Origin of the sequence: Teretinema zuelzerae, assembly GCF_021021555.1 — a bacterium.
GTDB lineage: Bacteria > Spirochaetota > Spirochaetia > Treponematales > Treponemataceae > Teretinema > Teretinema zuelzerae.
The window spans coordinates 1403687-1428158 of sequence record NZ_JAINWA010000003.1 but is presented as its reverse complement, the minus strand read 5'-3'; the positions used below and the strand labels follow the sequence as shown (position 1 = coordinate 1428158).

Sequence of the window (24472 nt, the reverse complement as noted above, 5' to 3'; positions counted from 1 at the left end):
GCATGAAAAAAGCGCTGATTCTGTTAGCCGCCCTTGCGGGCATCGGCTCCGCGGCCTTCGCCGCCGGAGGCACCGAGACTGCCGCGAAAGTGGCGCCCTACGATTCATCTAAACAGTATACAATCCGCATCGGAGCCTTCGGCGACCTTGAAACCGCGTACAAAGCGGTTTTCGATTCGGAGGATTTCAAAAAGAAATATCCGAACATCAAGATCGTCTTCCAGACTTCCGACTTCAGCGGCCACCATAATCGTCTGACGACCGTTCTCGCGGCCGGCGAAGCGACTAACGACATCGAGTCGCTCGAAATCGGCTACGTAGCGAAATTCGTGGAAGGCGGCGGACTCTCGGATCTCGCGGCGGCTCCGTTCAACGGCCTCGCGGCGGGAAAAGATCTTGTGTCCTTCGCGATGTCGAACGCGACTACCAAGGACGGCAAGCTTGTCGCCATGCCCGTCGATATCGCCCCCGCGGTGCTCTTCTATCGAAAGAGCCTTCTCGACGCCGCCGGCGTTTCCTACGAAGGCTTGAAGGATTGGAACGAATTCATCCAGGTGAGCAAGAAGCTGGTTAAAGACCGCAATAAAGACGGCAAGCCCGACCAGTTCGCCATCCCTCATGCGAACGAAGTCGCCATGATGCCGTTGAACGGCGGAAAGGGCGGCTGGTTCGACGCGAAGGGTCAGCCCCTTCAGCCGAAAGAAAAGTTCACCTCCGCGCTGAAGATCGTCAAGGACATCCGCAACGCGGGAATCGACGGCGATCTCGGCGGCTGGAGCGGACCGTGGACCCAGTCCTTCTCCGACGGAACCGTCTGCGCGATCGTGAACGGCGCCTGGTGGGGCGGAAGCCTCAAGACCTGGGTCGCCCCCGATCTCTCCGGAGACTGGCGCGTGACCTACCTCCCTGGAAAGCAGTACGCCTCCCAGGGCGGCACCTATCTCGCCATTCCCGAATTCGTCCCCGCGGAGCAGAAAGCAGCGGCCTGGGAAGTGCTCAAGTATCTGACCACCTCTCCGAGCGCGCAGCTTCTTACCTTCAAGACGATCGACGCCTTTCCCGCTCTGACGACCGTATTCAGCGATCCGGTCATGAACGAGCCGGTTCCCTACTTCGGCGGACAGAAGGTGCGCCAGATCTACGCCGACGTCGCGAGGAATATTCCTTCCGCCATCGTAACCGAATACGACGCTACCGCTCTCGCCATTTTCGGCAACGCGGTAACCGACGTTCTGGTGAACGGAAAATCCGCGGACGAGGCGTATACAACCGCGTTGAACGAGATCAGCGTTCTTATCGACTGACTTTTTTGAAGGGAACCGGGAGACCGGTTCCTTTCCCTCTTCTTTAATCTTTCGTTCGAGGTGTGAGTATGTCCTTTGCAAGGATGAATAAGGGTTTTTCCGCTTCCAAGATATTCCTTTACGGAGCGTTGTCTTTTTTCGCGCTGCTTTTCGCGTTTCCTTTCTATTATATGTTCGTATTGGCGACGGTTCCCGGAACGGAAACGTACCGATATCCGCCGCATATACTTTTTAAGTCGTCATTCATGGTGAATCTCGGCCGCTTGTTCCGGGACATTCCCTTCGGCGTTAATTTCATGAACAGCGTCGGCATCGCTTCGCTCGCCACGCTGACCGTCGTGTTTTTCTGTACGATGGGAGGCTTCGCCCTTTCCAAATACGAGTTCAAGGGAAAGAAAGCGATCTTCCTTTTCATCATGAGCACGATGGCTATTCCTTCGTTCCTGAATATTATTCCCTTCTTTAAAATAATGGTTTCGATAAAGTGGTACGGCACCTGGCTTGCGCTTATCATCCCGGGCATGGCGAACGCCTTCGGAATCTTCATGATGACGCAGTACATGCAGGATTCTGTTCCGAACGAACTGCTGGACGCCGCGCGCATCGACGGATTGACCGAGTTCGTAATCTTGATGCGCATCGCGTTTCCGCTGGCCCAATCAGGCGTCGCGGTGCTCGGCCTCATCACCTTCATCGGAAGCTGGAACAACTTCATGGGCGCGCTCATCATGCTGCCCACCATCGACAAGACGACAATACCGGTCGCATTGACCAAGCTGTCTCTTCAAATGGACGGTGACAGAGGAGGCCTGATGGTCGGCACGGTGCTCGCGGTTCTTCCTCTGATGGCCGTATTCATCGCGTTCAACCGGCAGATTATCGACAGCCTGACCGCAGGCAGCGTGAAGGGGTGATGTATGTACAGTAAGCAGCAGCGTTTGGCTCCCTATCTTTTTTTGAGCCCGTTCTTCATTCTCTTTATCGTATTCGGCGTGTTTCCGATCGGCTATTCTATCGTCATGTCGTTCTTCAAGTGGACGGTTACCGGAGCGCAGGAATTCAGGGGCTTCAGGAACTACGTTCAGCTTTTAACCACCGATCCGTTCTTTAAAGGCTCTCTGTGGACGACCTTTCTTTTGCTGATTTTCGGTTCGATGCTTCAGCACGTTTTCGCTCTTCCTCTGGCGATTCTGCTCAACAGCAAAAAGCTGAAGGCCCGCGGTTTTTTCAAGACCGTGTACTTTCTTCCATACATAACGAGCACCGTCGTCATCGCCCTGGTGTTCACCCAGCTGTACGATATGAATTACGGCTGGCTCAATTTCATAATCGAAAAATGGTTCGGCGGCGAGAAGGTTCGCTGGCTTCAGGAGCCGGCCGCCATCCGCGCCAGCATTTCGATCATGGTGAACTGGCGGTTCATCGGATGGAACACCGTCATTTATTTGGCGGGTTTGCAGGCGATCGACCATCAGCTCTACGAAGCGGCGGAGATCGACGGAGCGAAGCCTCTTCAGGCTCACCGCCTCATCACGCTTCCCTTGATGATTCCGATCATCTTCTTCGGCGTATCGCTGAGCATCATCGGAGGCATGCAGCTGTTCGAAGAGCCCTTCGTTCTGATGCGCGGCTATGAACAGCTCGGCGGTCCGGGAAAAGCGGGGCTGACGAGCGCATACTACCTGCTCGCCACCGGATTCCACTTCAACCAGTTCGGCAAGGCGTCCGCCATGGCGTGGATTCTCTTCGTCATCATCATCGCGCTGACTCTTTTGAACAAGTTCGTAACCGACCGGCTGCAGAAATAGCGTTGATCGTCGGCTTGCGAATTTCTTGGTCTTTCTTTCCTCCGGCTTCCGAACCGTTCCCCCCAGGAACGGACGGGAGCCGGTTTTTTTATTTTTCCGGTATTTTTTTCCTAAATCGGTTTATTCTATTCGGGTCGAGTGTAGAGGAGGATTTTGTATGAAAGTAGATAACAGGCGAAAAGTTCGCGGCCTTGCGGGCGCGCTGGCAAGTCTTGCGGCCGTTGTTTTTCTGGTAAGCTGCTGCGCCAGCGGAGCTTCGAGCGGCGGAAAGCCGGCCGGGCAGGCGAAGGGCGCGTGGAGCGACGCGAGTCTCCCCGCGGAATCTCGCGCGGCAGAGCTCCTGAAGAAAATGACGCTGGACGAGAAAATCGGCCAGATGACCCAGGCCGACCGCCAGTTTTTAAAAAGTTACGCCGATATTGCCCGTCTCCATCTGGGATCCCTGTTGTCGGGCGGCGGTTCCGGCCCCGACGAAAACACCGCCGAGGCCTGGGCCGACATGTACGACGAGTTCCAGGGCTATGCCCTGAAGACTCGTCTGGGCATACCTCTCGTCTACGGAGTGGACGCGGTCCACGGACACAACAACGTCCGCGGCGCGACGATATTCCCGCACAATATCGGGCTCGGAGCGGCGAATGATCCGGATCTGGTCGAGCGCATTGCAAGGGCGACCGCCGTGGAAGTGGCGGCGACCGGCATCGACTGGAACTTCGCTCCCTGCCTGACGGTTCCCCAGGACATCCGCTGGGGACGCACGTATGAAGGATACTCGGAGAATCCCGAGATCGTTTCCGTTTTGGGAAGCGCCGCCGTGCGCGGCTACCAGGGAACCGATCTTGCCGCCCGCGATACCATACTCGCGACCATCAAGCATTTCGTCGCGGACGGCGGAACCTTCGGCGGCAAGGACAGGGGCGACGCGAAGATATCGGAAGAAGAGTTGAGAAGCATACATCTGCATCCCTACTTCGCGGCCATCGGCGCGGGAGCGGGTTCTCTCATGCCGAGCTTCAGCAGCTGGAACGGCGTAAGAATGCACGCGCACGGCGAACTGTTGACCGGCGTGCTTCGCGGGGAAATGGGCTTTGCCGGCTTTACCATTTCGGACTGGGCAGCTCTGGACGAACTGGGCGGAACGCCTGAGCACCGGATCGCCCTCGGCATCAACTCCGGGGTCGACATGGTGATGGTTCCCGAACACTATGAATCCTTCATTACAACCCTGAAAAAGCTCGTCAAGGACGGAGCGGTATCCGAAGCGCGGGTCGACGAGGCTGTGCTCCGCATTCTTACCGCGAAATTCAAGCTCGGCCTTTTCGAGTCCCCCCTTGCCGAGCGGGAATTTCTCGACCGTGTCGGAAGCCCCGAACATCGCGCCGTCGCGCGCGAAGCGGTCCGAAAGAGCGCGGTTCTGTTAAAGAACGACGGCATCCTTCCCTTCAAGAAAGAAAACCTGAAGGCTATTCTGGTGACCGGACCATTGGCAGACAACCTCGGCGCGCAGTGCGGAGGCTGGACAATTTCCTGGCAGGGCGGAAACGGCCCGGTGACGGAAGGCACGACGGTTCTCGCGGCTTTGCGCGCGGCCCTTCCCGAGTCGGTCGCGATCTATGATTCCCTGAAGGCTGCGGAAAAGGCGGGAGCGAAAATCGATGTGGCCGTCGTAGTGGTCGGAGAGCGGCCGTATGCCGAATGGCAGGGCGACACTCAGAATCCCGCTCTTCCTCCAGCTCACTCCGAGCTGATCGAAACGCTTTCCGGTCAGGGGCTTCCGGTGGTTACCGTGCTCTTCTCCGGTCGTCCGCTGCTCGCCGAACGCGAAATCGCGATGTCGTCAGCCTTCCTGGCCGCCTGGCTTCCGGGAACAGAGGGCGCCGGTCTCGCGGACCTCCTTCTCGGCGACGCGAAACCGACCGGAAAACTGTCCTTCTCTTGGCCGAAGACTCTTGCGGGAATCGGCGCCGAGGGTAAAAAGAATGAAAAGCCCCTGTTCGAGCTCGGCTACGGGTTGAGCTGGTAATTTCAGCCGTCGCCCGCGCGCAGCAACTTCGCGGCGAGCGCAACGTCTGGCCGCTGACGGACAAGCCAACGGTACGCGTGATCGCCGAACGCCGCCGAATAATTCCGCGGCGAGCGTTACCGCTATGCGCTAGCGTGTAACTCTGCGGCAGGGCCGCGCCGTGCGCGACGTCTGGCCGCTGACGGACAAGCCAGCGGCGAGCGTGATCGCCGAACGCCGCCGGATAATTCCGCGGCGAGCGTTACCGCTATGCGCTAGCGTGTAACTCTGCGGCAGGGCCGCGCCGTGCGCGACGTCTGGCCGCTGACGGACAAGCCAGCGGCGAGCGTGATCGCCGAACGCCGCCGAATAATTCTGCGGCGAGCGTTACCGCTATGCGCTAGCGTGTAACTCTGCGGCAGGGCCGCGCCGTGCGCGACGGCTGGCCGCTGACGGACAAGCCAGCGGCGAGCGTGATCGCCGAACGCCGCCGGATAATTCTGCGGCGAGCGTTACCGCTATGCGCTAGCGTGTAACTCTGCGGCAGGGCTGCGGCGCGCAGCCTTACAGTCAAAAAAAGGGCCGCCCGGCCCTGAATAACGCGATTCGCGCTGTTCAAGGTTGGGCGGCCCTTTGTTTTTTCTGTTCCGGCTAATCGATCAGCCGGTCTTATTCCTTTCCGAAGTACGTCACGTCGGCGTCGGTATACTCGGGGGAATCAGCGGGGCGCACGAATTCGTCGGAATCGCTTTGGGCCCAGAGCGTGTAGGTCGGTTCGCGGTCTACATTAAAGAGACCCCATCCGTCGTCGCCCTGTTTCCAGGGTTCGTCGAAGGCTTCAAAGTAGAAGCATGCCCAGGGTCCGTCGCTCTGATCCGCGGCGCGGCCGCTGCCGTACACCCAGTCCATCATCCGGTCGTAGTACATTTTGGCGTTTACAGGATGCGAGCGTCCGGGCCAGCTGTTCGTGTCGCGGTGCTTCCAGCCGGTTTCGCCGATGATCAGGGGCATGTCGGTCAATCCCCACGCATCGAGGTTGTCCCGGGCGGCCTGATACTGTTTCTTCGCGACCTTGATCGCCAGATCCATCATCGCGACTCCGCGCGCGGGTCCTGCCGCTACGTCCTTCTGCTCCCAGTCCCAGATTCCCCAGGGAGTGTCGGCGATGGGATAGGTATGAAGCGCGATATAGTCGACAACCTTCGCGACCTGTTCGGTTTGATACGGATCGCTCGCGTCGCCGTTCCGGTATATTTTCACTCCCTTCGCGATAATGCCGGTTTCGCCCTCGTCGTTCTTGATATCGTACGCGGCGAAGGGTTCCCAGTTGTCGTCCGTCGTTACGGGGACGGAGACGTTGCTTCTGACGAACTGGATGTATTTTCTCATGTCCGCCGGGGTCGCCCATGCCCAGGTGTTCCAGTCTACCATGCATTCGTTTCCGACGCTGATCGACGCGATCAGTTCCGGATACTCGGCAATCAACGCCATGGCTCCGTCGATCTGTTTCCAGTTCGCCGTTCCGTGGGTCGCGTCGTTTCCGGCGATCCAGACGCCGAGCTGCACCTTGAACGGATGTCCCGTCGCCTTCATAGCCTCAAGGCTTCGCTCGGCGTGGATGCTGGTGTCGTAGAGGCGCAGAAAATGGATGTTCGCCTTGTGCATCAGCTCCAGATCTTCCTTGAGTTCCTCGACCGAGGGATATATTTGATCGTTCGGAGACTGGCCGGTGCGGTAACCGGAAAAACTGTAGGCCCTCAGGGCGAGCACGTCGTCTGGGATGAATCGTCTTGAGCCGAACTCGTAGGCGGGAACGCTCACCGCTACGCTCGCGCTCTTCGATTTAAAGGTCGCGACGAGGGTGCCCTCTCCGCCGTCAACGGCGCGGAGCAATAAGCCCTCGCCGTCGGCCGAGACGAAAAAGCCGGGACCGCTCAGCGAGAGGCCGTCCGCCGGAGTCGCGTTCTGCGTAGTGCCGTCCTTGAGGGTAAGCACCGCTGTAACGGGGATTGAATCGCCGATCTCCGCGGTTAGCGTATCGCCCGAGAGCGATGGAATGACGAGCGCAAGGCTCTCGTATTTATCCACTACGGTGTAGGGGACGGAAACTTCCGCTCCCTCGTAGGTTACGGCGATCGTGCCGCTTCCCTCCGCCGTCGCGGTAAGAATATTGGCTTCCATTGTATAATGGCTCGAAGTTCCGTAGGACGAGGCGCGGCTGACTGTTTTTACCGTCCCGTCCGAGAGGTTCGCCTTCACGGTGAAGGTGACCGTATCGGAAACCTGCAGATCGGTTATTTCCGCCGGCGTTACCGTCAGCGACTTGACTGTCGTGCCGGACGCCCCTGCGTCGTCTCCCGTCTGCGAACAGCCGGTGAACGCCGCCAGGGCGATCGACGCGGCCATTAGCGTTAGCGCAATCTTTTTCATAGCTTCTCCTTTTGGTACAAGCGCTCAGCCGTAAGCGGCCTCATGCTTTTTTCATCGCGCGCCGGAAGAAAATCTGTTTGCGCAAACAACCTTGGGCGTTCTGAAAGACGAAAAAAGAACAGTGCTTGAGGCGCTCCTGGATCCAACGCCAGGGGTTGTCCGCCGACACCCTTCATCTATCGCCCTGCGTCTTCGCGTCAGGTAAATAATACGTATACAGACAAACTTCTTGATGCGCGTTTTGTAATTCTATGATATAACGATTATCAGGAGGTTGTAAATGTATACGTTTACTTTTAATGAAAATATTTCACGGAAGGGGAGAGCCGCCGCGGTCTCAGCGCTTGCCCTTCTTTCCGTGTTCTCTCTCTCGTGCGCGTCCGGCCCGAAAAACGCGCCGCTGACGCCCCTGACCGAACCGAAGGAGCTGGATTTTACGAATCTGGTGTGGAGCGACGAATTCGACGGGGAAACCCTGAACCCGGACAACTGGGAAATCCAGCTCGGCGACGGCACAGGCTACGGCCTTCCGTCCGGCTGGGGCAACAACGAGGACCAGTATTACACAGACAGTCCCGATAACATCCGATTAGAAAACGGCGAACTGGTAATCACCGCGAAAAAACAGAATTTCCGCGGAAAGAAATTCACCTCGGCCCGCATTCGTTCAAAGGACAAGGTGGACGTTCTCTACGGAAAAATAGAAGCGCGCATTAAATTTCCGGGCGGAAACGGCTTGTGGAGCGCCTTCTGGATGCTTCCCACCGACAACGCGTACGGCGCCTGGGCGGCGAGCGGCGAAATAGACATTATGGAAATGTTCGGCTCCGATCCCCACCTGGCTGTCGGCACCCTGCACCAGGGCGGCGTGTGGCCCAACAACAGCTACCGGAACGGCTTCCACCGATTGCCCGACGGCAAGCTCATGACCGACGACTACCATGTCTACGCCGTCGAATGGGATCCGTCCTCGATCCGCTGGTACGTGGACGGCGTCAAATACACCGAAGCACCCATGGACGAATGGTTCACCCTCAATAAGGCCGGCACCGACGTTCTCGACAAACCCGGCGCCCCCTTCGACCAGCGCTTCCACCTCCTCCTCAACTTCGCGATAAACGGCTCGGAAAAGAAGCGCGTAGACGAAACGACCGTCATCCCCGCGGACATGAGAGTGGATTACGTGCGCATCTACCGGTAATACGTAATAGACTGGGGGCCGCGCCTGAAGGCTCAGGCGCCGCGCTCTCCGCTTGTATCTTTACGTAAATTGCGCTCTCGCGCGATTTCCGTAAAGGATACCGCTTCCGATCGCTGGCCCGATTCGGCGGCAATGCCTGATTGCCGGGCGTCTGAATGCTCAGATCCGGCTGTTTAATGGAAGGATTCGCGCTTTACCAGCTTTAGCGGGTAGAGCGTTTCGCGGGCGACGTCCTTGCGCTCGATCAGATCGAGTATGAGCTCGGCGGCGTGGATGCCCGCTTCGTGAACCGGCTGGTTGAAGCTGGTGATCGAGGGCGTCGTGTAGGGCGCGTATTCGATGTTGTTGTCAAAGCTGATGAGCTGATAGTCTTCCGGGCAGCGCAGGCCTTTCATTTGAGCCGCGCGGATGAAGGCTATCGCGGTGGTGTCGTTCGGCGCGAGCACCGCCGTGAACTCCGGGAACACGCTGTTGATAAAGAGGGGAAATGCCACGGAAGCGGTAAAGCTCGCGTGGAGGATGTAGTCTTCGTGGATCTCGATTCCTTCTTCGCGCAGGCCGTCGAGAAAGCCCCTGGTGCGGTCAGTGCTCGAGCGGAAGAACTCGTCTCCGGTGAGGAGTAGAATCTTTTTATGGCCCTTCGCGGCGAATTCCTTGGCCGCGAGTTTTCCCGCTCCGTAGTTGTCGAACAGGAGGTAGGGAATGCGGTCGTCCTCGGGGATGTCGTCGACCACGAGCAGATTGTCGTGCATCCGGCGGATGTAGTTGGTGAGAATTCTGTCCTTCTCCGAGCTGAGGGGAAAGTGGATGAAGGCTTCGATCTGGTTCGAATGCAGCATCCGGTGGACCATCGCGTTGCTGATCGGAATTTCCTGGTCGTATTGGCGGGTGAACAGGACGCTGCTGTAGTAGCCGGACTCGCTGAGGCGCTGTTGAATGTTCTGGATGATGACCCAGTAGAAGGGCGCGGAACCGGGAATTAAAATGCTGATGTGATGGCTTTTGCCGGTTTTCAGCGCCTGAGCGGCGGTGTCTACCTTATAATTGAGCGAGTCGATCGCTTTTTGTATCCGTTTGCCGCGCACCGCTCCGACGTTCTCGGGATCGGCAAGGTATCGCGAAACGGAAGCGCTTGATACCCCGGCAAGTTTGGCAACGTCTTTTTGATTCGGCATGTGTGCTCCTGATCGATTATATATGAAACATGCTATCACATATTTGGTTATAAAAACATAAATATGTATACGAATACATTTTTTATTTGGAGGATTATGTGAATAAGGACTGCAGGTTGATGAAAATTTTGGGCGCGATTGCCGTTTCGGCGATGCTGATCGGTTGTTCCTCTGTCCCCGCTGCGGACGAATCCGCCGGAGACGGATCCGCTTCGGGGGAAACCCGCGTGTCGGTTCTCGAGTACCCGGCTAAAAACCCGGACGTCTATGAGCCCGGAAACGGATGGACGCTTTCCTGGTCCGACGAGTTCGAGGGAACTACGCTCGACGAAAACGTATGGACCCGGCAGAAAATGATGTTTCCGTACAACAACGAGCTGCAGCGCTATACCGCTGCGCCTGAAACAGCCCGGGTGGAAGATGGCAACATGATATTGACCGTCGAGCGGATCAAGGAAGGCTCGATGCGGGGAAGCTTCACCTCCGCCCGGGTTATTTCTAATCCCGGCGGCGAAGACGGCAATTCCGCCGCCGAGGGAAAAACCTTCCTCTACGGAAAGATCGCCGCGCGCATCCAGGTTCCCTACGGGCGAGGCCTGTGGCCGGCTTTCTGGATGTTGGGAGACAACTGTTCGGAAACCGGCGGTGATGCCGCGTGGCCGGGAGCCGGTGAAATCGATATTCTCGAATCTGGAAGCGTGAAAGCGCCGAACTACGGCCAGGGAACGGTTTCCGGAGCCCTGCACCACGACCCGAGCCCGGGAAACACCCGCAAACAGAATCTTTGCCTCGACTCGGCCCTCGTAACCCTGCCGAACGGCGAACTGATGGGAGAGAAATTCCGCGTTTACGAAATAGAGTGGGACAAGGAAAAAATCGTGTGGAAGCTCGACGGCGTGCAGTTCGGCGAAATGTCCATTTCAGAAGACACCCGCGACGAATTCCACAAGCCATTCTACGTTCTGTTCAACGTCGCGGTGGGCGGAAACTTCACCGTAAGCCCCGACGAAACCACCGTATTCCCGCAATACATGTACGTCGACTGGATCCGCCACTACACTCGCTGATCCTCCGCGCATAGTTCATAGACGATCAACGCCCGCCGTTTTTGACAACTGCGGGCGTTTTGATTGCCCGCGGCTTTTTTCTGCTGTGTATTGATTTCTTGAAATGCATGCATAAAGATGCTATAATGCATGCAGGAGGCGCTGTATGCCTATATTGCAGGTGAGGGATTTGCCCGAAGATGTGTATGCCCGGCTTTCCTATCTTTCGGAGAAAGAACATCGCAGCCTTGCTCAGGAAACAATTGTGTTACTAAAGGAAAGCATGGAAACGAAAATGGGAAACAAAGAACGCAGAAAGCGGCTGCTTGATGAAATGCGCTCTCTGGATATCGACGGAGAGAAAGTCGGCGATCCGGTTGCCTTGATTCGGGAGGATCGGGACCGATGATCGCGGTGCTGGACGCGAGCGCGGCAATCGAAGTCGCGCTGAATAACGAGTACGCGGCAGTGTTTAGAGAAGCTCTGTCGACGGCCGATATCGTTATCGCTCCCGATACGTATCCCTCAGAGATAACCAATGTGTTTTGGAAATATGCGCGTTTCTCGGAAATAGAGCAGGCAACGTGCGAGAAGGGAATCGATTATTGTTTGGATCTTGTGGACGACTACATCGTTACTAAGAATATATGCAGAGAAGTATTTCTCGAATCTATAAATACGCGGCATTCATCGTACGATGTCTTTTATCTGGTTGCGGCGAGGCGCCATAACGCGGTGCTCCTGACACGGGACAAACAGATGATCCAGATAGCAAAAGAGTTTAAAATCAAGGTGCTTGCGGAATAAGAGTTCGCGCCCCGTTGAACTTTCGCACGCGCCGGCTGCGCGCCTAGATGAAACAGGAAGGGTCTGGCTCCGCAAGGGGACAGGCCCTTCCTGTTTCCGCGCCCCTGCAGGGACGTTCTGCCTCGGTTTGGATTTGTAGAGAGCGCCGAATCGGTGTATAGTAGTCGGAGACTAAATCGGCGGAGTGGCATCTATGTTCAAAAAATCAGCGGCTGTTGCGTGTTTCGGGCTGTGCGCCCTTTTTTGTTCGGCGAATTTGATCGCGAACGATTTCTGGCTTGAACCCGACGGGTGGATGGCGCGCGAAAGCGAGGCGGATTCTCAAGCCGCCCGCCTCACCGGCTCCCTTGAGGGCTTCGCTCCGCACGGCGGCGGCAACATTCCCCGCTCCGGTACGGTTTCGGACAGGCGCGTCGAGTTTATCAGAGAGGTTTCGATCGACCGGCCCCGGGAAGGGCGCAACGTCGCGCTTTTCGTCAGCGCGGGAGATTATCCCATCGATTTTTACTTTAACGGAGTGTTGATCGGCAGGGTCGGACATCACGGCGACTACTACAATTCTTCCGTGTACCACGCGTCGCGCTTCATCATCGACGGGGACCTGATCACCGGCCGGGACATGCTGGTGGCGGAGGTGTTTCCCCAGTACGAGGTGACTCCGCTTCCGGTGATGAAGATCGGCGACTGGAACGAACTGGGCGGTGAAGTCTATATCCGCAATCTTCTGAACATCGGTCTGATTCAGGCGTCTGTCTCCTTCGCCCTCGTGCTGGCGGCGTTTTTCCTTCTGCTCTACGTCATGGGCTCGCGGGAGCGGCGGTACGTCTGGTTCATTCTTATCTGCCTCGCCTTCGCCGCTTCTTACTTTAATATGGCGGCGTATCACGACGGCCGCCTTATGCACTTCCTCGATCAGGTTTCGCGCTGCGGACTCCCGCTGACGATACTGTTTCTGCTGGGCTTCGCCTTCGAGATCGCGGATTTCAAACCCAAGCGGAAGAGCGTACGGATCGGCCTTCATGCAGCGGTCGTCGCGCCGGTGCTGGCCTCCTGTCTTGCAACCATCTTGTCGCACGACAAGGAAAGCCTCTATGTTCCTTTCGCCCAGTACACGACCGGCATGCTGCTTCCGTTTTTGCTGTTGCTTACGCTCGGCGTGCTGATCGCAGCTCTTTTCCGCAGGCCCGGCCCCGATACGATCGGCGCCTTCTGCGGCTTTCTGGCGATAGTCGCCGCGAGCGTCCACGATCTGCTCGTCTCGATGGCAGGCACGCTGCCGCTGTGCTGGCTGGTTCCCTACGGCTACATGGGCTTCGTGCTCTCCATCTTCTTTATTCTGGCTCTCGACCAAACCGCTGTTCTAAAAAAGACCCGGAAGCAGGCCCTTATCATGGAAGGCCAGCACGAGGCTCTTTCCAACGTGGTTTCCGATTTGACCCAAGTATCCGAGGGCCTCGTGTCGTCCTCCGCAACGCTGGCGAATACGATGTCGGAGACGCTGTCCACGGTCGAGCGGTACAGCAGCGAAAACCGTGCCTGTCTCGACGCCTTCGCCCAGCAGGCGGAGTCGGTCGAGCGGCAGATCGATAAAATCACGAAGCGGCTGTTGGAGTCGTCATCGCGGGTTCCGGAGGCTATCGCGATTCAGACGCGCTCGGCGAAAGAGGTTACCTCTTCGCTACAGCAGCTGGGCGAACGGGTGAGCGGCAGCCTCGATTCGGTCGAGCAGACGACGGGCTTCATATCAGCCCTCGCCTCCGAAGCCGACGCGAGCAAGCGGGTTGTGCAAAGTTCCCGCGAAGCGCTCGGAAAGGTCGAGGCGACTGCCGCCCGGGTTCAGGGCATTTTGACTTCGATCGCGGATTTGAGCGAGCAGACGAACGTGCTTTCCATAAACGCGGCGATCGAGTCCGCGCGGTACGGGAACGCTGGAAAGGGCTTCGCCGTCATCGCGCAGGAGATCAGAAAGTTCGCGAACCAGTCGCAGGACAACGTGCGCGAAAGCTTTTCCGGCGTGCAGGAGATGAGCGACGCGCTGGCGGAAACCCTGAAAACCCACGAGGCCGTTCAGCAGGCCCTGGACGAAATCATCAGAAAGTCGCATCAGGCCGCGTCCCAGTCGGCCTCGGTCAATAAGCTCGTCCAGGAGCAGGAAGCGGAAAGCCGCGTCATGGAGCAGAGCGCCGGCAGGATGCTCCAGGAAACCGATATTCTGGAAAACCTTTCGAAGGAAGAGCGGGGCATGAACGAGGAGCTGCAGCGGACGCTGCAGGAGATCGCCCGCAATTTCGAGCGGATTCGGGAAAGCCTTGAAAGCCAGAGCGGAATGAAGGACGTCCTCTTTAACGCAATCGGACAAATGCGTACAATAATGGAAATTAACTCGGCCAATATCGACAGGCTGAAGCAGAGCATCGAAAAGGCCCAGAGCGCGAATACCCTGGGCTAAAGGAGAACCGGCATGAAGTTGAGCGAAGCCGAACAGGCGAGAATTTCGGAAATCATCGGAAAGATGAGCGTGGAGGAGAAGGTGTCCCAGCTGGTGCACACGAGCCCCGCGGTCGATCATGTCGGCATAGACGAATACAACTGGTGGAACGAAGGCTTGCACGGGGTTGCGCGGGCGGGTTTGGCTACGGTGTTTCCGCAGGCCATAGCGCTGGCCGCGACCTTCGACGAGGAGCTTGTCCATGAGGTGGCAGACGCGATCTCCGACGAGGCGCGGGCGAAATACAACGGGGCGAGCGCGAGCGGAAACCGCGGACAGTACCGCGGTTTGACCTACTGGACGCCGAACATCAATATTTTCCGAGATCCCCGCTGGGGACGCGGCCAGGAAACCTACGGCGAGGATCCCTTTTTAACTTCCCGCATCGGCATTGCCTTCATGAAGGGCTTGCAGGGAAACAATCCCGAACGGCTCAAGCTGGCCGCCTGCGCGAAGCATTTCGCGGTCCATTCGGGCCCCGAGGCTCTCCGCCATACCTTCGACGCGGTGTGTTCCCTGAAGGATCTCCATGAAACCTATCTTCCGGCCTTTAAGGCTCTTGTAGACGCCGGGGTCGAATCCGTGATGGGCGCGTACAACAGAACCTTGGGCGAGCCGTGCTGCGGCAGCGCTTTATTATTGAAGGATATTCTCCGCGGCCGCTGGAAATTCCAGGGCCATGTGGTTTCCGACTGCTGGGCGATCCGCGATTTCCATGAATTCCATAAGGTGACGCGGAACGCGGTGGAGTCTGCCGCTCTCGCGCTGAACATGGGCTGCGATCTGAACTGCGGCTGCACCTATCCGGTGCTCGTGGAGGCCTTCCGCCTCGGCCTCGTTTCCATGGAGACGATCGATACGTCGCTCCGCCGGCTTTTGGAAACCCGCTTCCGGCTCGGCATGTTCGACGAAAGCGGTTCGGGTCCCTGGGACAAGCTCGGCCCCGAAATGGTTCACAGCGACTCCCATGTCGCCCTCTCCCGCAAGGCTGCCGAAAAATCGATCGTGCTCTTGAAGAACGATAGAAACATCCTGCCCCTCGACGATTCGGCAAGGAAAATTCTCCTCATCGGGCCGGGAGCGGCGAACGCCCATACCCTGCTCGCGAATTATCACGGACTGAGTCCGCGCCTGGTTACGATACTCGAGGGAATCGCGGATAAAACAGGCCGCATGGACCGCGTCACGGTAGACTACCACCCCGGAGTCGGCATGTACGACAAGAACCGGAACAACGGCTGGACTATCGGCATGGCAGAGGCTGCGGATCTCGTCATTGCGGTGTTCGGACTGGACAACCAGATCGAAGGAGAGGAGGGGGACGCGATCGCGAGCGTTTCCAAGGGAGACCGGGATTCGATCGAGCTGCCCGAATGGCAGCTGGACTACCTCAAGGCTATCCGGTCGCGCGGCACTCCCGTCGTGCTCGTTTTGACGGGCGGAAGCCCGATATCCGTTCCTGAGGACATCGCTGACGCTATTCTGTTCGCCTGGTATCCGGGGGAGCAGGGCGGAGCGGCGGTCGCGGACATTCTCTTCGGCGACGTCGTTCCTTCCGGCAAGCTGCCGGTCACCTTCCCGGTGTCCACGGACCAGCTCCCGCCCTACGACAGCTACGACATGGCGGGACGCACCTACCGGTACATGAAGGCAGACCCCCTGTATCCCTTCGGCTTCGGCCTCAGCTATACCCGCTTCGAGTTCGGCGCTCTTTCGCTTTCCGCGAAGGAAATCCGCGCGGGCGGTTCGCTGACGGTAGCGGTTCCCGTCAAGAACACGGGAAGCCGGGACGCGGAAGAGGTTGTTCAGTTGTATGTAAGCAAAAAGAACGCGGCTCCCGAGGATCCGCTGTATTCGCTCCGGGGCTTTGTCCGGGTGAGCGTTCCCGCCGGCGGAGAGGCCGAGGCGTCGTTCGATCTCGACGATTCCGCCTTCGCGGTCGTCGATGCGGCGGGGAATACGGTTCCCGGCCTCGGCGAGTGGATTATTACGGTTGCCGACGCGGCGCCTTCAGAAAGCGGCGTCCGGAAGGGTGCGGTTCCTCCGGTTCGCGGCGAGGTCTCGTTCAGATAGGGCCGCGGCTTCGTCGATGACGAGAACGGCAAGTTCCATGCAGACGAGCAGTATTTCCCGAATATCCCGCTCCGGATGATCCCGGGACGGGACGTATCGGGAATGGCGTTCATCCAGAAGCCGGGCGGCTTTGCGGTGAACGCCTTTTTTTTCGTCTTCGTCCGGCGGCTGCCGGCCGCGCACCGATCGCGAGGCGAGCTTCAGCGTGTTGCGCACCATCTCGTCGGTGAGAGTTTCGCGGAACAGGGCGTCCAGCCGGTTTTCGTATTCGATGTGGGCGACGAGGTTGTTCGGGCTGATGTTGTGCACCGCGGTGAAAAAGTCCGCGGCGTAGTGGAGGGCGATTCCGAGTCCTTCCGAAAAGGCGCGGTTTTTACGGCCGCTTTTTACGCTCCTTCGCGCGAGAGAGCCGCAGAGGGCGAGCAGGAAGGAACGCGAACGTTTCCAAAAGTGCGGATGGCGAACGAAGAGCCATCCCTGATCGGGTTTCACCGATCCGCGCACGAAGGCCTTCCGGGAAAAGGATATTCCCCATTCGTCCCTGAGCGCGGGAAGGATCATTTCCGCGAGCCAGGCGTGCGTTCGGCCGGTCATGGCAGGTAGTGGAAGAAGAGCATGCTGATGTCGTCGTGCTGGGGCATGTCCTTTTTAAAGGAATAAAACCGCTCGAGGATGCGTATCTTCGCGCGGACCAGGTCTTCTCCCGAACGCACGCTCCTCTGGATGAGCGGTCCGAGTTCTCCGATTTCAAAGCGGCTTCCCCGCGTGTCCTCCTGCTCGGTGAAGCCGTCGCTCAGCACCGCGAGCACGGTTCCCGGGGCCAGCCTGAGTGTCCGCGTGACGGGAGAAGGATTTTCGAGCAATCCGACTGGGACGTTGTCAGCGGTTTCCGTAATCTGCTGGATGCGTGCGTTCTCGATCGCGTAGAACCAGGAGTGCCCCATGTCGCAGTATTCGAGTTCTCCTGTTTTTTCGTCGAAACGGGCGAAAAACCCGGTGAGGTATTTTTCCAGGTTGAAGGTTCGGAGCACCAGGGTGTTCATCGATGTGACGAGCGAATCGAGGGGGCGGGAAAAATCCGCGTCGTAGAGAAAGCCCGAGACGACGGCCGTGATGATGGCCGCCGACGTTCCCTTGCCCGATATGTCGCAGAGGCAGAAGAACCACTTTCCGCCGGCGTATTCCTTCGAGTAGTAAAAGTCGCCGCCGATTTCCTGCGCCATGACCGCGGAGCAGGTGATTGAAACCCTGTCCGATCTTCTGGTCGCGCAGGGCGGCACCAGCCGGTTTTGAATCGCGGCAGCGGTTTCCATTTCCCGGCGGTGGTCGGCAAGGGCGTGGACGAGAATGTCGTGGGAAGAGACATGGCCGCAGAAGCGGCTGTTCCGGTCGACGAGGACGTAGCGGCTGTCCAGTTCGGTTTCAAGGTCTCCGGCGATCCTCGCCTGGATTTCTTCGATGTATTCGTCGCATCTGAAGGAGACCGCCTTCCTCATGATGTCGTCGGCCTTCTGCCGTTTCAGCAAATCCCGCCCGAAGGGCTTCCCGAGAATCTCTACGAGGTCCTGCGGAACGATGATGCCCAGAACGAACAGATCGGAGTCTACCACCGCGATAGCGTGCTGGTAGGGTTCCTTCAGTTCGCTCAAGAGATCGTAGACCGGGGTGCCCGAAGGGATGCAGCTGAACGAGCTCGCGATTTTCGCGATGCGCTCTCCCGACACGTCGATTCTTTCTGCTTCGCGGAGAATCATTCTTCCTCCTCTGTTTCCATCGGGTTCTCGTCGAAGAGTTTCCCGACCGCTACCGTGTTTCTTTTTGAGGTGTAGACGACGCCGCGGTTCCAGTACTCGAGGGCCGCGAACATGGCGTTTCCTCCGTCGTAGGGGTCGCTTTTTTTGGTGCGCCACGAGGCGTAGCTCATCAACGCTTCGAAGTCCTGCTTGTCGATGTATTCAAGGCGTTTCTTGTTGAAGAGATTCCATTTTTCGATGTCGGCGAAGCCGCTTCCCTGGTCTTCCACGATGAGGCGGGCTTCGGTTCGGGTGAAGCGGTACCACACCTTGATTTCCCTGGCCGGGTCGCTTTTGTTCCCGTGCTTCACGGCGTTTTTTATCAGCTCGCTCACCTGCTGTTCGAGGAGGAGCCGTTCGTCGGAGCGCGGCCGCGATTGCTTCACCAACAGAAGGGTGAAGTAGCGTATCTGCTGGTAATCGCTCGGGAACACGGCATAGTTCATCCCCGCCCGCGAGAGAAGGGGATGGTCGTCCTGTATGAGAATCGCGTCGTTCGTCGTCTGCAAGCCGTTCATGACTGCCTCCTGATGGCGTCCAATGCCGCCAGGACGTCCGGCTGGAGCGGAAGAATGGCGGCCATCCTGCTGAGCTTGAAAAGCTGCTGCACCATGCCCGCCGCTCCCGACAGGCAGAAGGGCGTCTGTTTCGTTTTGGCGTCGGAATAGAGCTGGAAAAGCACTCCGATGCCGCTCGAGTCCAGGTAGGTCAGCTTTGCGAGGTCAAGGATGATCCCCTTGGCCCGCTCGCGCTCGATCATCGTTTTATACTTCGCATGGAGGTTCGGAGCCTCGTACATGTCGAGCTCGCCTTCCAGCCTGCAGATTACGATGTCCTGCCTTCGTTCCGTCGTTATTTCCATCGATTATCCCCTATTCGATTTTCAGGACATGCACTGTCCGGTCGTCGCGGTTTACGCCTTTTTCTTCTTTTTCCTCCACCGCCGCGAGAATCTTGGCGGCGAGATCGGGAGCCGAAAGGTAATAGTGCTTTCGAATGATCTCGGCGGTTTCTTCCGCGCCGAAGAGATCTCCGTTGCGCTTTCTGGTTCCGGTTATTCCGTCGGTGAACGCGCAGACGATGTCGCCGCTGCCGGCCGGAACCTGGTAGGAGAGGATCTCTGCGTTTTCCTGGATTCCCGCGGCGGGACCGAAATCGAATATTTTGGCATCCATGTTCTCATGGCTGAAGTGAATGGCTCCGATGTTCCCGCATCCGGCTATCTCAAGAGCCGATTGCTCGGGCGCGTGTTTGACGAGCGCCAGCGAGGCGTAGCATTCTTCCGGCCGCTCGAGCATGTCCGAGTTGATGCGTTTGATCATCGCCTTCGCGTCCATGGTCGTGCGCGAGAGGACCGAGAGCCAGGTGTCGAGATATATCATTCCCGCCTGTCGTTCGGCGTCCGAAGCGGTGAGATCGCAGGTGCAGATGAGAAGCGAGTTCAGTCCCGTTTTCCAGGTTTTCCCCAGATCGCTTCCGGTTCCCGCGCTGTAGTCCATCGCGAGGGCGAGTCCGGGGATTTCCGCCCGTCTGCGCGTTGCCGAGGCCTGGGTATGCAGCAGCATGGCGTGGCGGGCTTCTTCGGCGATTCGCGAGGTTTTCCGGTTTCGCGCCCGTATGTTGCGGAGGGACTGGCTGTAGTGGGCGGCGAGGATCTCCGCGGCCTTCTGTTCCGCTTCGCTGAACTTGCCGTCCCTCCGGGCGACGACCGCCGCAATCCAGGTTTCCTTTTTCGCGCTGACCGGAATGTAGAGCCATGAGCGGTATTTTCGCGATACGAGCTCGCCGTCGTTTTTGGCGCACGCGCGGAATCTGCCGGAAGCGAAGAGGTCCTTCCATAGCGGAGACGTTTCCGAGCCGACGATTCCCGCGGGATCTCCCGCCGGAAGGCTGAATCCCGCGCTTCCGTCCAGCGGGGCCGAACGGGCTGAAAGAAGCGTAACCGAATCCGCGTCGGCAAAGTGCTGGATCGAAAGGCGTACCGCCTCGGTGAACGCGTTTCCCGAAACCGTGACGGCTCCCGCGATCTGCCTGTCGAACTCTCTGAGCGCCCTGAGCGCTCTTTCATAAGCGATGTGCTGCTTCATATGAAACAAGGTATGGCACGCCGTTCTTCGGTTTTGGTGAGGTCTGTGTTAAAAATCGAAGAGAAAGCGCGCGGCGGCAGCTGCGAACGCGCGGCGGAAAGTTGCGAGCGCGCCGCGGCGGAAAGTTGCGAGCGCGCGGCGGCAGCTGCGAACGCGTACCGGAAAGTTGCGAGCGCGCGGCTGAAAGTTGCGAGCGCGCCGGGGAGAGGAAAACCCATATCGTTTTTTTTCGGGTTTCTGTGCGTTTCCTGACGCGATTTTCATGAAGGAGGGGGATTCTCGTACGCAAGGGAGGACTTCCTGTGCATATAGTGTTGTCGATTAACGGAGAAGGGCGGGGGCATCTGTCCCGCTCGATCGCGCTCGCGGAAGCGCTGGAGCGCCGGCATCGGATTTCGTTTTGCGCGCCCGCGCATTTAGCCGGCGAGCTGGCGGCGAGATTCAACGGTTCCCGGATTATAGAAATCCCGTATCTCGCGTTCGAACAAAAAGGCTTCGCCATCGATTATCCGAAAACGATCGCGAAGAATTTTTCGCTGTTCGTCGATTCTTCCGCGGTTCAGAACCGTCTGGCCTCCGAGTTCCGCCTCATCGGCGCGGAGGGAATACTGTCGGATTTCGAGCCCTTCGCGTCGCGGACGGCGAAACGGTTGGGCCTTCCCGTCCTCCAGCTCAATCATCCGGGAATAGTTTCCCGCGTTGCGTCGTTTTCTCCCGCCGCCATCGCGAGCCGGCTTGTCGCCCGCTATATGATGGACTGTTCCGATCAAACGCTGCTGTGTTCGTTTTTTTCAGGCGACGTCGGGCCCATCATACGGAAGGCCCTGCGGGATAAACCCCTATCCAACGGAGGCCGGTTCGTCGCCTACGTGAAGGACCGCTACCGGGGCATTCTGGAGCCCCTGTTCGAGTCTCTCGGCGCCGAGCGGTTTTCCGTCTTCCCCGATCCGGACAAGGACTACGAAAGCGAACTCGCCGCCTGCTCGGGATTGATAGCGCCGGCGGGGCATCAGAGCATTTCCGAGGCGCTTGCGCTCGGAAAGCCCGCCTTCGTGATTCCGGTAAAGGGCCAGTTCGAGCAGGAATTGAATGCCCGGAAGCTTCGGGAATCGGGTTTCGGCGATTGGGCTTATTTCGAGGACGTATCGCTGAGACTTCCGGCCTTCGTTTCGCGGATCGAGTCGTACCACGCGAAACTGGACGAAGCCCGGGCCTCTCCGGGACCGGACGCGCGGGGGTTCTGGGCTTGCTCCGACGATACGCTCCGTGCCGCGTCCCTGGCCGAGTCCTTCTTCGAAGCCGCGGCCGCGCGTTCCCGTCTTGCTTCCCGCCGGCCTGCGGGAGTTCTTGCAGGTTCGTTTTCGTTTTCAAACTTTCCCCTCATCCGCTTCTAACAAACGAAGGGGATGATGGCTTCAACTATGCGGCGTTCGCGGTCCCTTCGGAGGGCTGCCGTCCGCAACACCAGGACTTAAGGAGACTTGTATGAAAAACGGTTGCTCTCGATGTTCCGTACGTAAGAATCCCGGCCGCGTTCTTTGCGCGCTGCTGGTTCTTTTCATCGCCCAGCTTCCCGTTCTTGCAGGGGGCAAGAGCGAGATGGAGACCTCGGGCGGAAATACTATTTCAGGAAAACCCGCGAAGTATGTGTTCCTCTTCATCGGCGACGGCATGGCGATGCCGCAGATCAGCTCCGCGGAAATCTACGCTGAAGCTCTCGCCTCGAAAGACATTAAAATCCGGAAACTCGGCTTTTCCCGCTTTCCTGTTTCCGGTTTGACGACGACCTACGACGCCGGTTCCTTCATCACCGATTCGGCTTCCGCAGGAACCGCCCTCGCTTCGGGAAACAAAACCCTGAACGGAGTCGTGAACATGGACCCGGGCAAGACTGAGAAGTTCCGCACCATCGCCGAATACGCCCGGGACAAGGGCATGAAGGTCGGCGTGGTTTCGAGCGTATCCCTCGACCACGCGACTCCCGCCGTGTTCTACGCCAAGGTTCCTTCCCGCGGAAACTACTACGACATCGGCGTCCAGCTCTCCGATTCCGGCTTCGATTATTTCGGCGGCGGCGGATTTCTGCAGCGCACCGGAAAGAAGGGCGACCAGCGCGACATTTTCGATATCGCGAAAGAGAAGGGCTACCAGATCGTCGACACCCGCGAGGCGTTCTCCGCTCTGAAGCCGGGAGCCGGAAAGGTGATCGCTGTGAACGAAACCCTTCAGGATTCCTCGGCAATGCCTTACGACATCGACCGCGCGGAAGGCGATCTCTCGCTCTCTGATTTCACCGCGAAGGGAATAGAACTGTTGTCCGACGATCCGGACGGCTTTTTCATGATGGTCGAGGGCGGAAAAATCGACTGGGCTTGCCACGCGAACGACGCCGCCGCTTCCATCCGCGACACCATCGCCTTCGACCGGGCGATCGACAAGGCTGTAGCCTTCGCGGATAAGCACCCCGGCGAAACCCTCATCATCGTAACCGGCGACCATGAAACCGGCGGCATGACGATCGGCTTCGCGGGAACCCAGTACGCGACCTTCTTCGACAAGGCCGGACTTCAGAAAATGAGCTTCGTCGCCTTCGACCAGAAGGTGCTCAAGCCCTACAAGGCCGAAACTCCGGCCGCCAAGGCGAAGCTTGCAGACCTTCTTCCCGCGATTCAGGATGCCTTCGGCCTTTCGTACGATTCGCTCACCGCGGTTCAGAAGGAACAGCTTGAGCTCGCCTTCCAGCGTTCGATGGGAAATAAAATCGAGCGTTCCGTTCAGGAGGACCAGTATCTCCTGTACGGCGGCTACGAACCGCTGACCGTGAAGATCACGCAGATCGTGAATCAGACCGCCGGCATCGGCTGGACTTCCTACGCCCATACCGGAGTACCCGTCGCGACCTTCGCCCGGGGAGCCCATCAGGAGCTCTTCTCCGGCTATTACGACAACACAGACATCTTCCGCAAAATGGCCGCCGCGATGGCTCTGGACGTATCGTCCGGATCAAGCGTGAAGGTAGCGGCAAAATGAAGTTCCGGCGCGATCTCGCCTTTGTTCTGACAGCCCTGCTTTTCTCCTTTGCTTTTCTGCTGTTTTCAGGAATGGGGGGATTTCGCGCCCGGATTACCGGTTCCGCCGGCGGAAACGCGCTGTTTTCGCCGAGCGGAGCGCAGGCGGCAAGGACGCCGCTTCGGGCTCGCGGACGCGTGGAATCGACGGACGACTCGATGGTCAGAACTTACGGCTCCATCAGGCAGGGCGAACAGCAGCTTCGCCTCTCGGTGCTTTCCGGAAAATTCAAGGGAAGTACGCTCGACGGAACCAACAACCTGGCCGGGAAACTCGAGGTCGACCGCTATTACGCTCCCGGGGACGAGGTGCTCCTTGCCCTCGATTTGAACGAAGCAGGGACGGAGATCGTGTGGGCGAACGCCGTGGACCATTACAGAACGGGCAAGACGATCATCCTCGTCGTTCTGTTTTCGGCCTTCCTCGTTCTGATCTCCGGATGGACGGGCTTCAAGGTGCTGGTTTCGGTTTTGTTCTCCGGCACCGCGATAATCTGCGTCCTCGTGCCCGCCATGCTGGCCGGGCGCGATCCCCTGTACGCGACGCTGGCGCTGACCATCGTGCTGACGGCCGTCATCATTTTTCTGGTGGCGGGCTTTACCCGGACCGGGCTTTCGGCCTTTTCCGGCGCGGCGGGGGGAGTCCTGCTCACAGCGGTGCTCTCCTGGGCCTTTACCCGATGGTTCAATCTCCACGGAGCGGTCCGGCCCTTCGCGGAAGCCCTGCTGTATTCCGGGTACGGGCACCTCGATTTGTCGAGGCTCTTCATGTCCGGAATATTTCTCGCGTCCTCGGGCGCGGTGATGGATTTGGCCATGGACATAGCGGTGGCGATGGCGGAGGTGAAGGAGCAGCAACCCTCGATACCCCGGGGAGTTCTGCTCCGTTCGGGATTGACCATTTCACGGCATGTGACAGGAACCATGGTGACGACTCTCGTTCTTGCGTATTCAGCTGAATATACCGCGATGCTGATGACCTTCGCGGCTCAGGGAATACCGTTCGAGAACATCTTGAATCTGGTATTTGTTTCATCGGAAATAGTACACACCTTCGTCGGGTGCTTCGGCCTGATTCTGGTGGCTCCGCTGACCGTTGCCTGTTCCGCCCTCGTTCTGGGGCGAAAATCCTAACCGAATTCTAACAAAACCCGAATTATATCCTGTTTTCTGCACGGTAGATTTACCGT

General features: G+C 58.3%; 21 protein-coding genes. 14 read left to right on the top strand and 7 right to left on the bottom strand.

Annotated features, from left to right (window positions below):
* The first annotated feature begins 2 nt into the window (after positions 1-2).
* The 4 genes from K7J14_RS13535 to K7J14_RS13520 all read left to right on the top strand — a co-directional run bounded on the left by K7J14_RS13535 (position 3) and on the right by K7J14_RS13520 (position 5135).
* Positions 3-1304, top strand: a complete 1302-nt coding sequence (locus K7J14_RS13535; protein WP_230757402.1) for an ABC transporter substrate-binding protein — start codon at positions 3-5, stop codon at positions 1302-1304.
* A gap of 68 nt (positions 1305-1372) precedes the next feature.
* A complete protein-coding gene (locus K7J14_RS13530; RefSeq protein ID WP_230757400.1) occupies positions 1373-2218 on the top strand; it encodes a carbohydrate ABC transporter permease in 846 nt (281 codons plus the stop codon).
* Between the two features lie 3 nt (positions 2219-2221).
* Entirely contained in the window at positions 2222-3112 is an 891-nt protein-coding gene (locus K7J14_RS13525; protein ID WP_230757399.1) for a carbohydrate ABC transporter permease, read from the top strand.
* Between the two features lie 157 nt (positions 3113-3269).
* Positions 3270-5135, top strand: coding sequence for a glycoside hydrolase family 3 protein (locus K7J14_RS13520; protein ID WP_230757398.1), 1866 nt, complete (start codon positions 3270-3272; stop codon positions 5133-5135).
* Positions 5136-5783: 648 nt separating this feature from the next.
* On the opposite strand, the gene K7J14_RS13515 is transcribed toward K7J14_RS13520, so the two are convergent.
* Positions 5784-7544, bottom strand: a complete 1761-nt coding sequence (locus K7J14_RS13515; RefSeq protein ID WP_230757397.1) for a glycosyl hydrolase family 17 protein — start codon at positions 7542-7544, stop codon at positions 5784-5786.
* 280 nt (positions 7545-7824) lie between these two features.
* Here K7J14_RS13515 and K7J14_RS13510 point away from each other — a divergent pair, with 280 nt between their 5' ends.
* On the top strand, positions 7825-8745 hold the full coding sequence (locus K7J14_RS13510) for a glycoside hydrolase family 16 protein (protein WP_230757396.1): 921 nt from the start codon (positions 7825-7827) through the stop codon (positions 8743-8745).
* Between the two features lie 173 nt (positions 8746-8918).
* On the opposite strand, the gene K7J14_RS13505 is transcribed toward K7J14_RS13510, so the two are convergent.
* A complete protein-coding gene (locus K7J14_RS13505) occupies positions 8919-9920 on the bottom strand; it encodes a LacI family DNA-binding transcriptional regulator (RefSeq protein WP_230757394.1) in 1002 nt (333 codons plus the stop codon).
* A gap of 98 nt (positions 9921-10018) precedes the next feature.
* Here K7J14_RS13505 and K7J14_RS13500 point away from each other — a divergent pair, with 98 nt between their 5' ends.
* The 5 genes from K7J14_RS13500 to K7J14_RS13480 all read left to right on the top strand — a co-directional run bounded on the left by K7J14_RS13500 (position 10019) and on the right by K7J14_RS13480 (position 16334).
* Positions 10019-10987, top strand: coding sequence for a glycoside hydrolase family 16 protein (locus K7J14_RS13500; RefSeq protein WP_230757391.1), 969 nt, complete (start codon positions 10019-10021; stop codon positions 10985-10987).
* Between the two features lie 145 nt (positions 10988-11132).
* Positions 11133-11375, top strand: a complete 243-nt coding sequence (locus K7J14_RS13495; protein ID WP_230757388.1) for a hypothetical protein — start codon at positions 11133-11135, stop codon at positions 11373-11375.
* Positions 11372-11773 (top strand): type II toxin-antitoxin system VapC family toxin, encoded by a 402-nt coding sequence (locus K7J14_RS13490; protein ID WP_230757387.1) that lies wholly within the window; start codon positions 11372-11374, stop codon positions 11771-11773. The genes K7J14_RS13495 and K7J14_RS13490 overlap by 4 nt, the downstream gene beginning before the upstream one ends.
* 193 nt (positions 11774-11966) lie before the next feature.
* Positions 11967-14222, top strand: a complete 2256-nt coding sequence (locus tag K7J14_RS13485) for a methyl-accepting chemotaxis protein (RefSeq protein ID WP_230757386.1) — start codon at positions 11967-11969, stop codon at positions 14220-14222.
* A gap of 12 nt (positions 14223-14234) precedes the next feature.
* Positions 14235-16334, top strand: coding sequence for a glycoside hydrolase family 3 C-terminal domain-containing protein (locus K7J14_RS13480; protein ID WP_230757385.1), 2100 nt, complete (start codon positions 14235-14237; stop codon positions 16332-16334).
* Here the strand turns inward: K7J14_RS13480 and K7J14_RS13475 are convergent.
* Genes K7J14_RS13475 through K7J14_RS13455 form a run of 5 tightly spaced genes read right to left on the bottom strand, consistent with a single transcriptional unit; the run spans position 16272 to position 20214 of the window.
* Positions 16272-16928: a zinc dependent phospholipase C family protein gene (locus K7J14_RS13475; RefSeq protein ID WP_230757384.1), complete on the bottom strand. Its 657-nt coding sequence runs from the start codon at positions 16926-16928 to the stop codon at positions 16272-16274. The two genes, K7J14_RS13480 and K7J14_RS13475, sit on opposite strands and share 63 nt — an antisense overlap.
* Positions 16925-18088: a PP2C family protein-serine/threonine phosphatase gene (locus tag K7J14_RS13470; protein WP_230757383.1), complete on the bottom strand. Its 1164-nt coding sequence runs from the start codon at positions 18086-18088 to the stop codon at positions 16925-16927. The genes K7J14_RS13475 and K7J14_RS13470 overlap by 4 nt, the downstream gene beginning before the upstream one ends.
* Entirely contained in the window at positions 18085-18645 is a 561-nt protein-coding gene (locus K7J14_RS13465; protein WP_230757380.1) for an ATP-binding protein, read from the bottom strand. The genes K7J14_RS13470 and K7J14_RS13465 overlap by 4 nt, the downstream gene beginning before the upstream one ends.
* Positions 18642-18989, bottom strand: coding sequence for an STAS domain-containing protein (locus K7J14_RS13460; protein ID WP_230757371.1), 348 nt, complete (start codon positions 18987-18989; stop codon positions 18642-18644). The genes K7J14_RS13465 and K7J14_RS13460 overlap by 4 nt, the downstream gene beginning before the upstream one ends.
* Before the next feature lie 10 nt (positions 18990-18999).
* Complete coding sequence (locus tag K7J14_RS13455; protein ID WP_230757369.1) at positions 19000-20214, bottom strand: SpoIIE family protein phosphatase; 1215 nt, start codon at positions 20212-20214, stop codon at positions 19000-19002.
* Positions 20215-20226: 12 nt separating this feature from the next.
* Here K7J14_RS13455 and K7J14_RS13450 point away from each other — a divergent pair, with 12 nt between their 5' ends.
* The 4 genes from K7J14_RS13450 (at position 20227) to K7J14_RS13435 (ending at position 24416) form a co-directional block, all read left to right on the top strand.
* Positions 20227-20466: a hypothetical protein gene (locus tag K7J14_RS13450; RefSeq protein ID WP_230757366.1), complete on the top strand. Its 240-nt coding sequence runs from the start codon at positions 20227-20229 to the stop codon at positions 20464-20466.
* A gap of 50 nt (positions 20467-20516) precedes the next feature.
* Entirely contained in the window at positions 20517-21608 is a 1092-nt protein-coding gene (locus tag K7J14_RS13445) for a glycosyltransferase family protein (protein WP_230757363.1), read from the top strand.
* 91 nt (positions 21609-21699) lie between these two features.
* On the top strand, positions 21700-23244 hold the full coding sequence (locus tag K7J14_RS13440; protein ID WP_230757359.1) for an alkaline phosphatase: 1545 nt from the start codon (positions 21700-21702) through the stop codon (positions 23242-23244).
* Positions 23241-24416 (top strand): YibE/F family protein, encoded by a 1176-nt coding sequence (locus tag K7J14_RS13435; RefSeq protein ID WP_230757356.1) that lies wholly within the window; start codon positions 23241-23243, stop codon positions 24414-24416. The genes K7J14_RS13440 and K7J14_RS13435 overlap by 4 nt, the downstream gene beginning before the upstream one ends.
* The last annotated feature ends 56 nt before the right edge of the window (positions 24417-24472 follow it).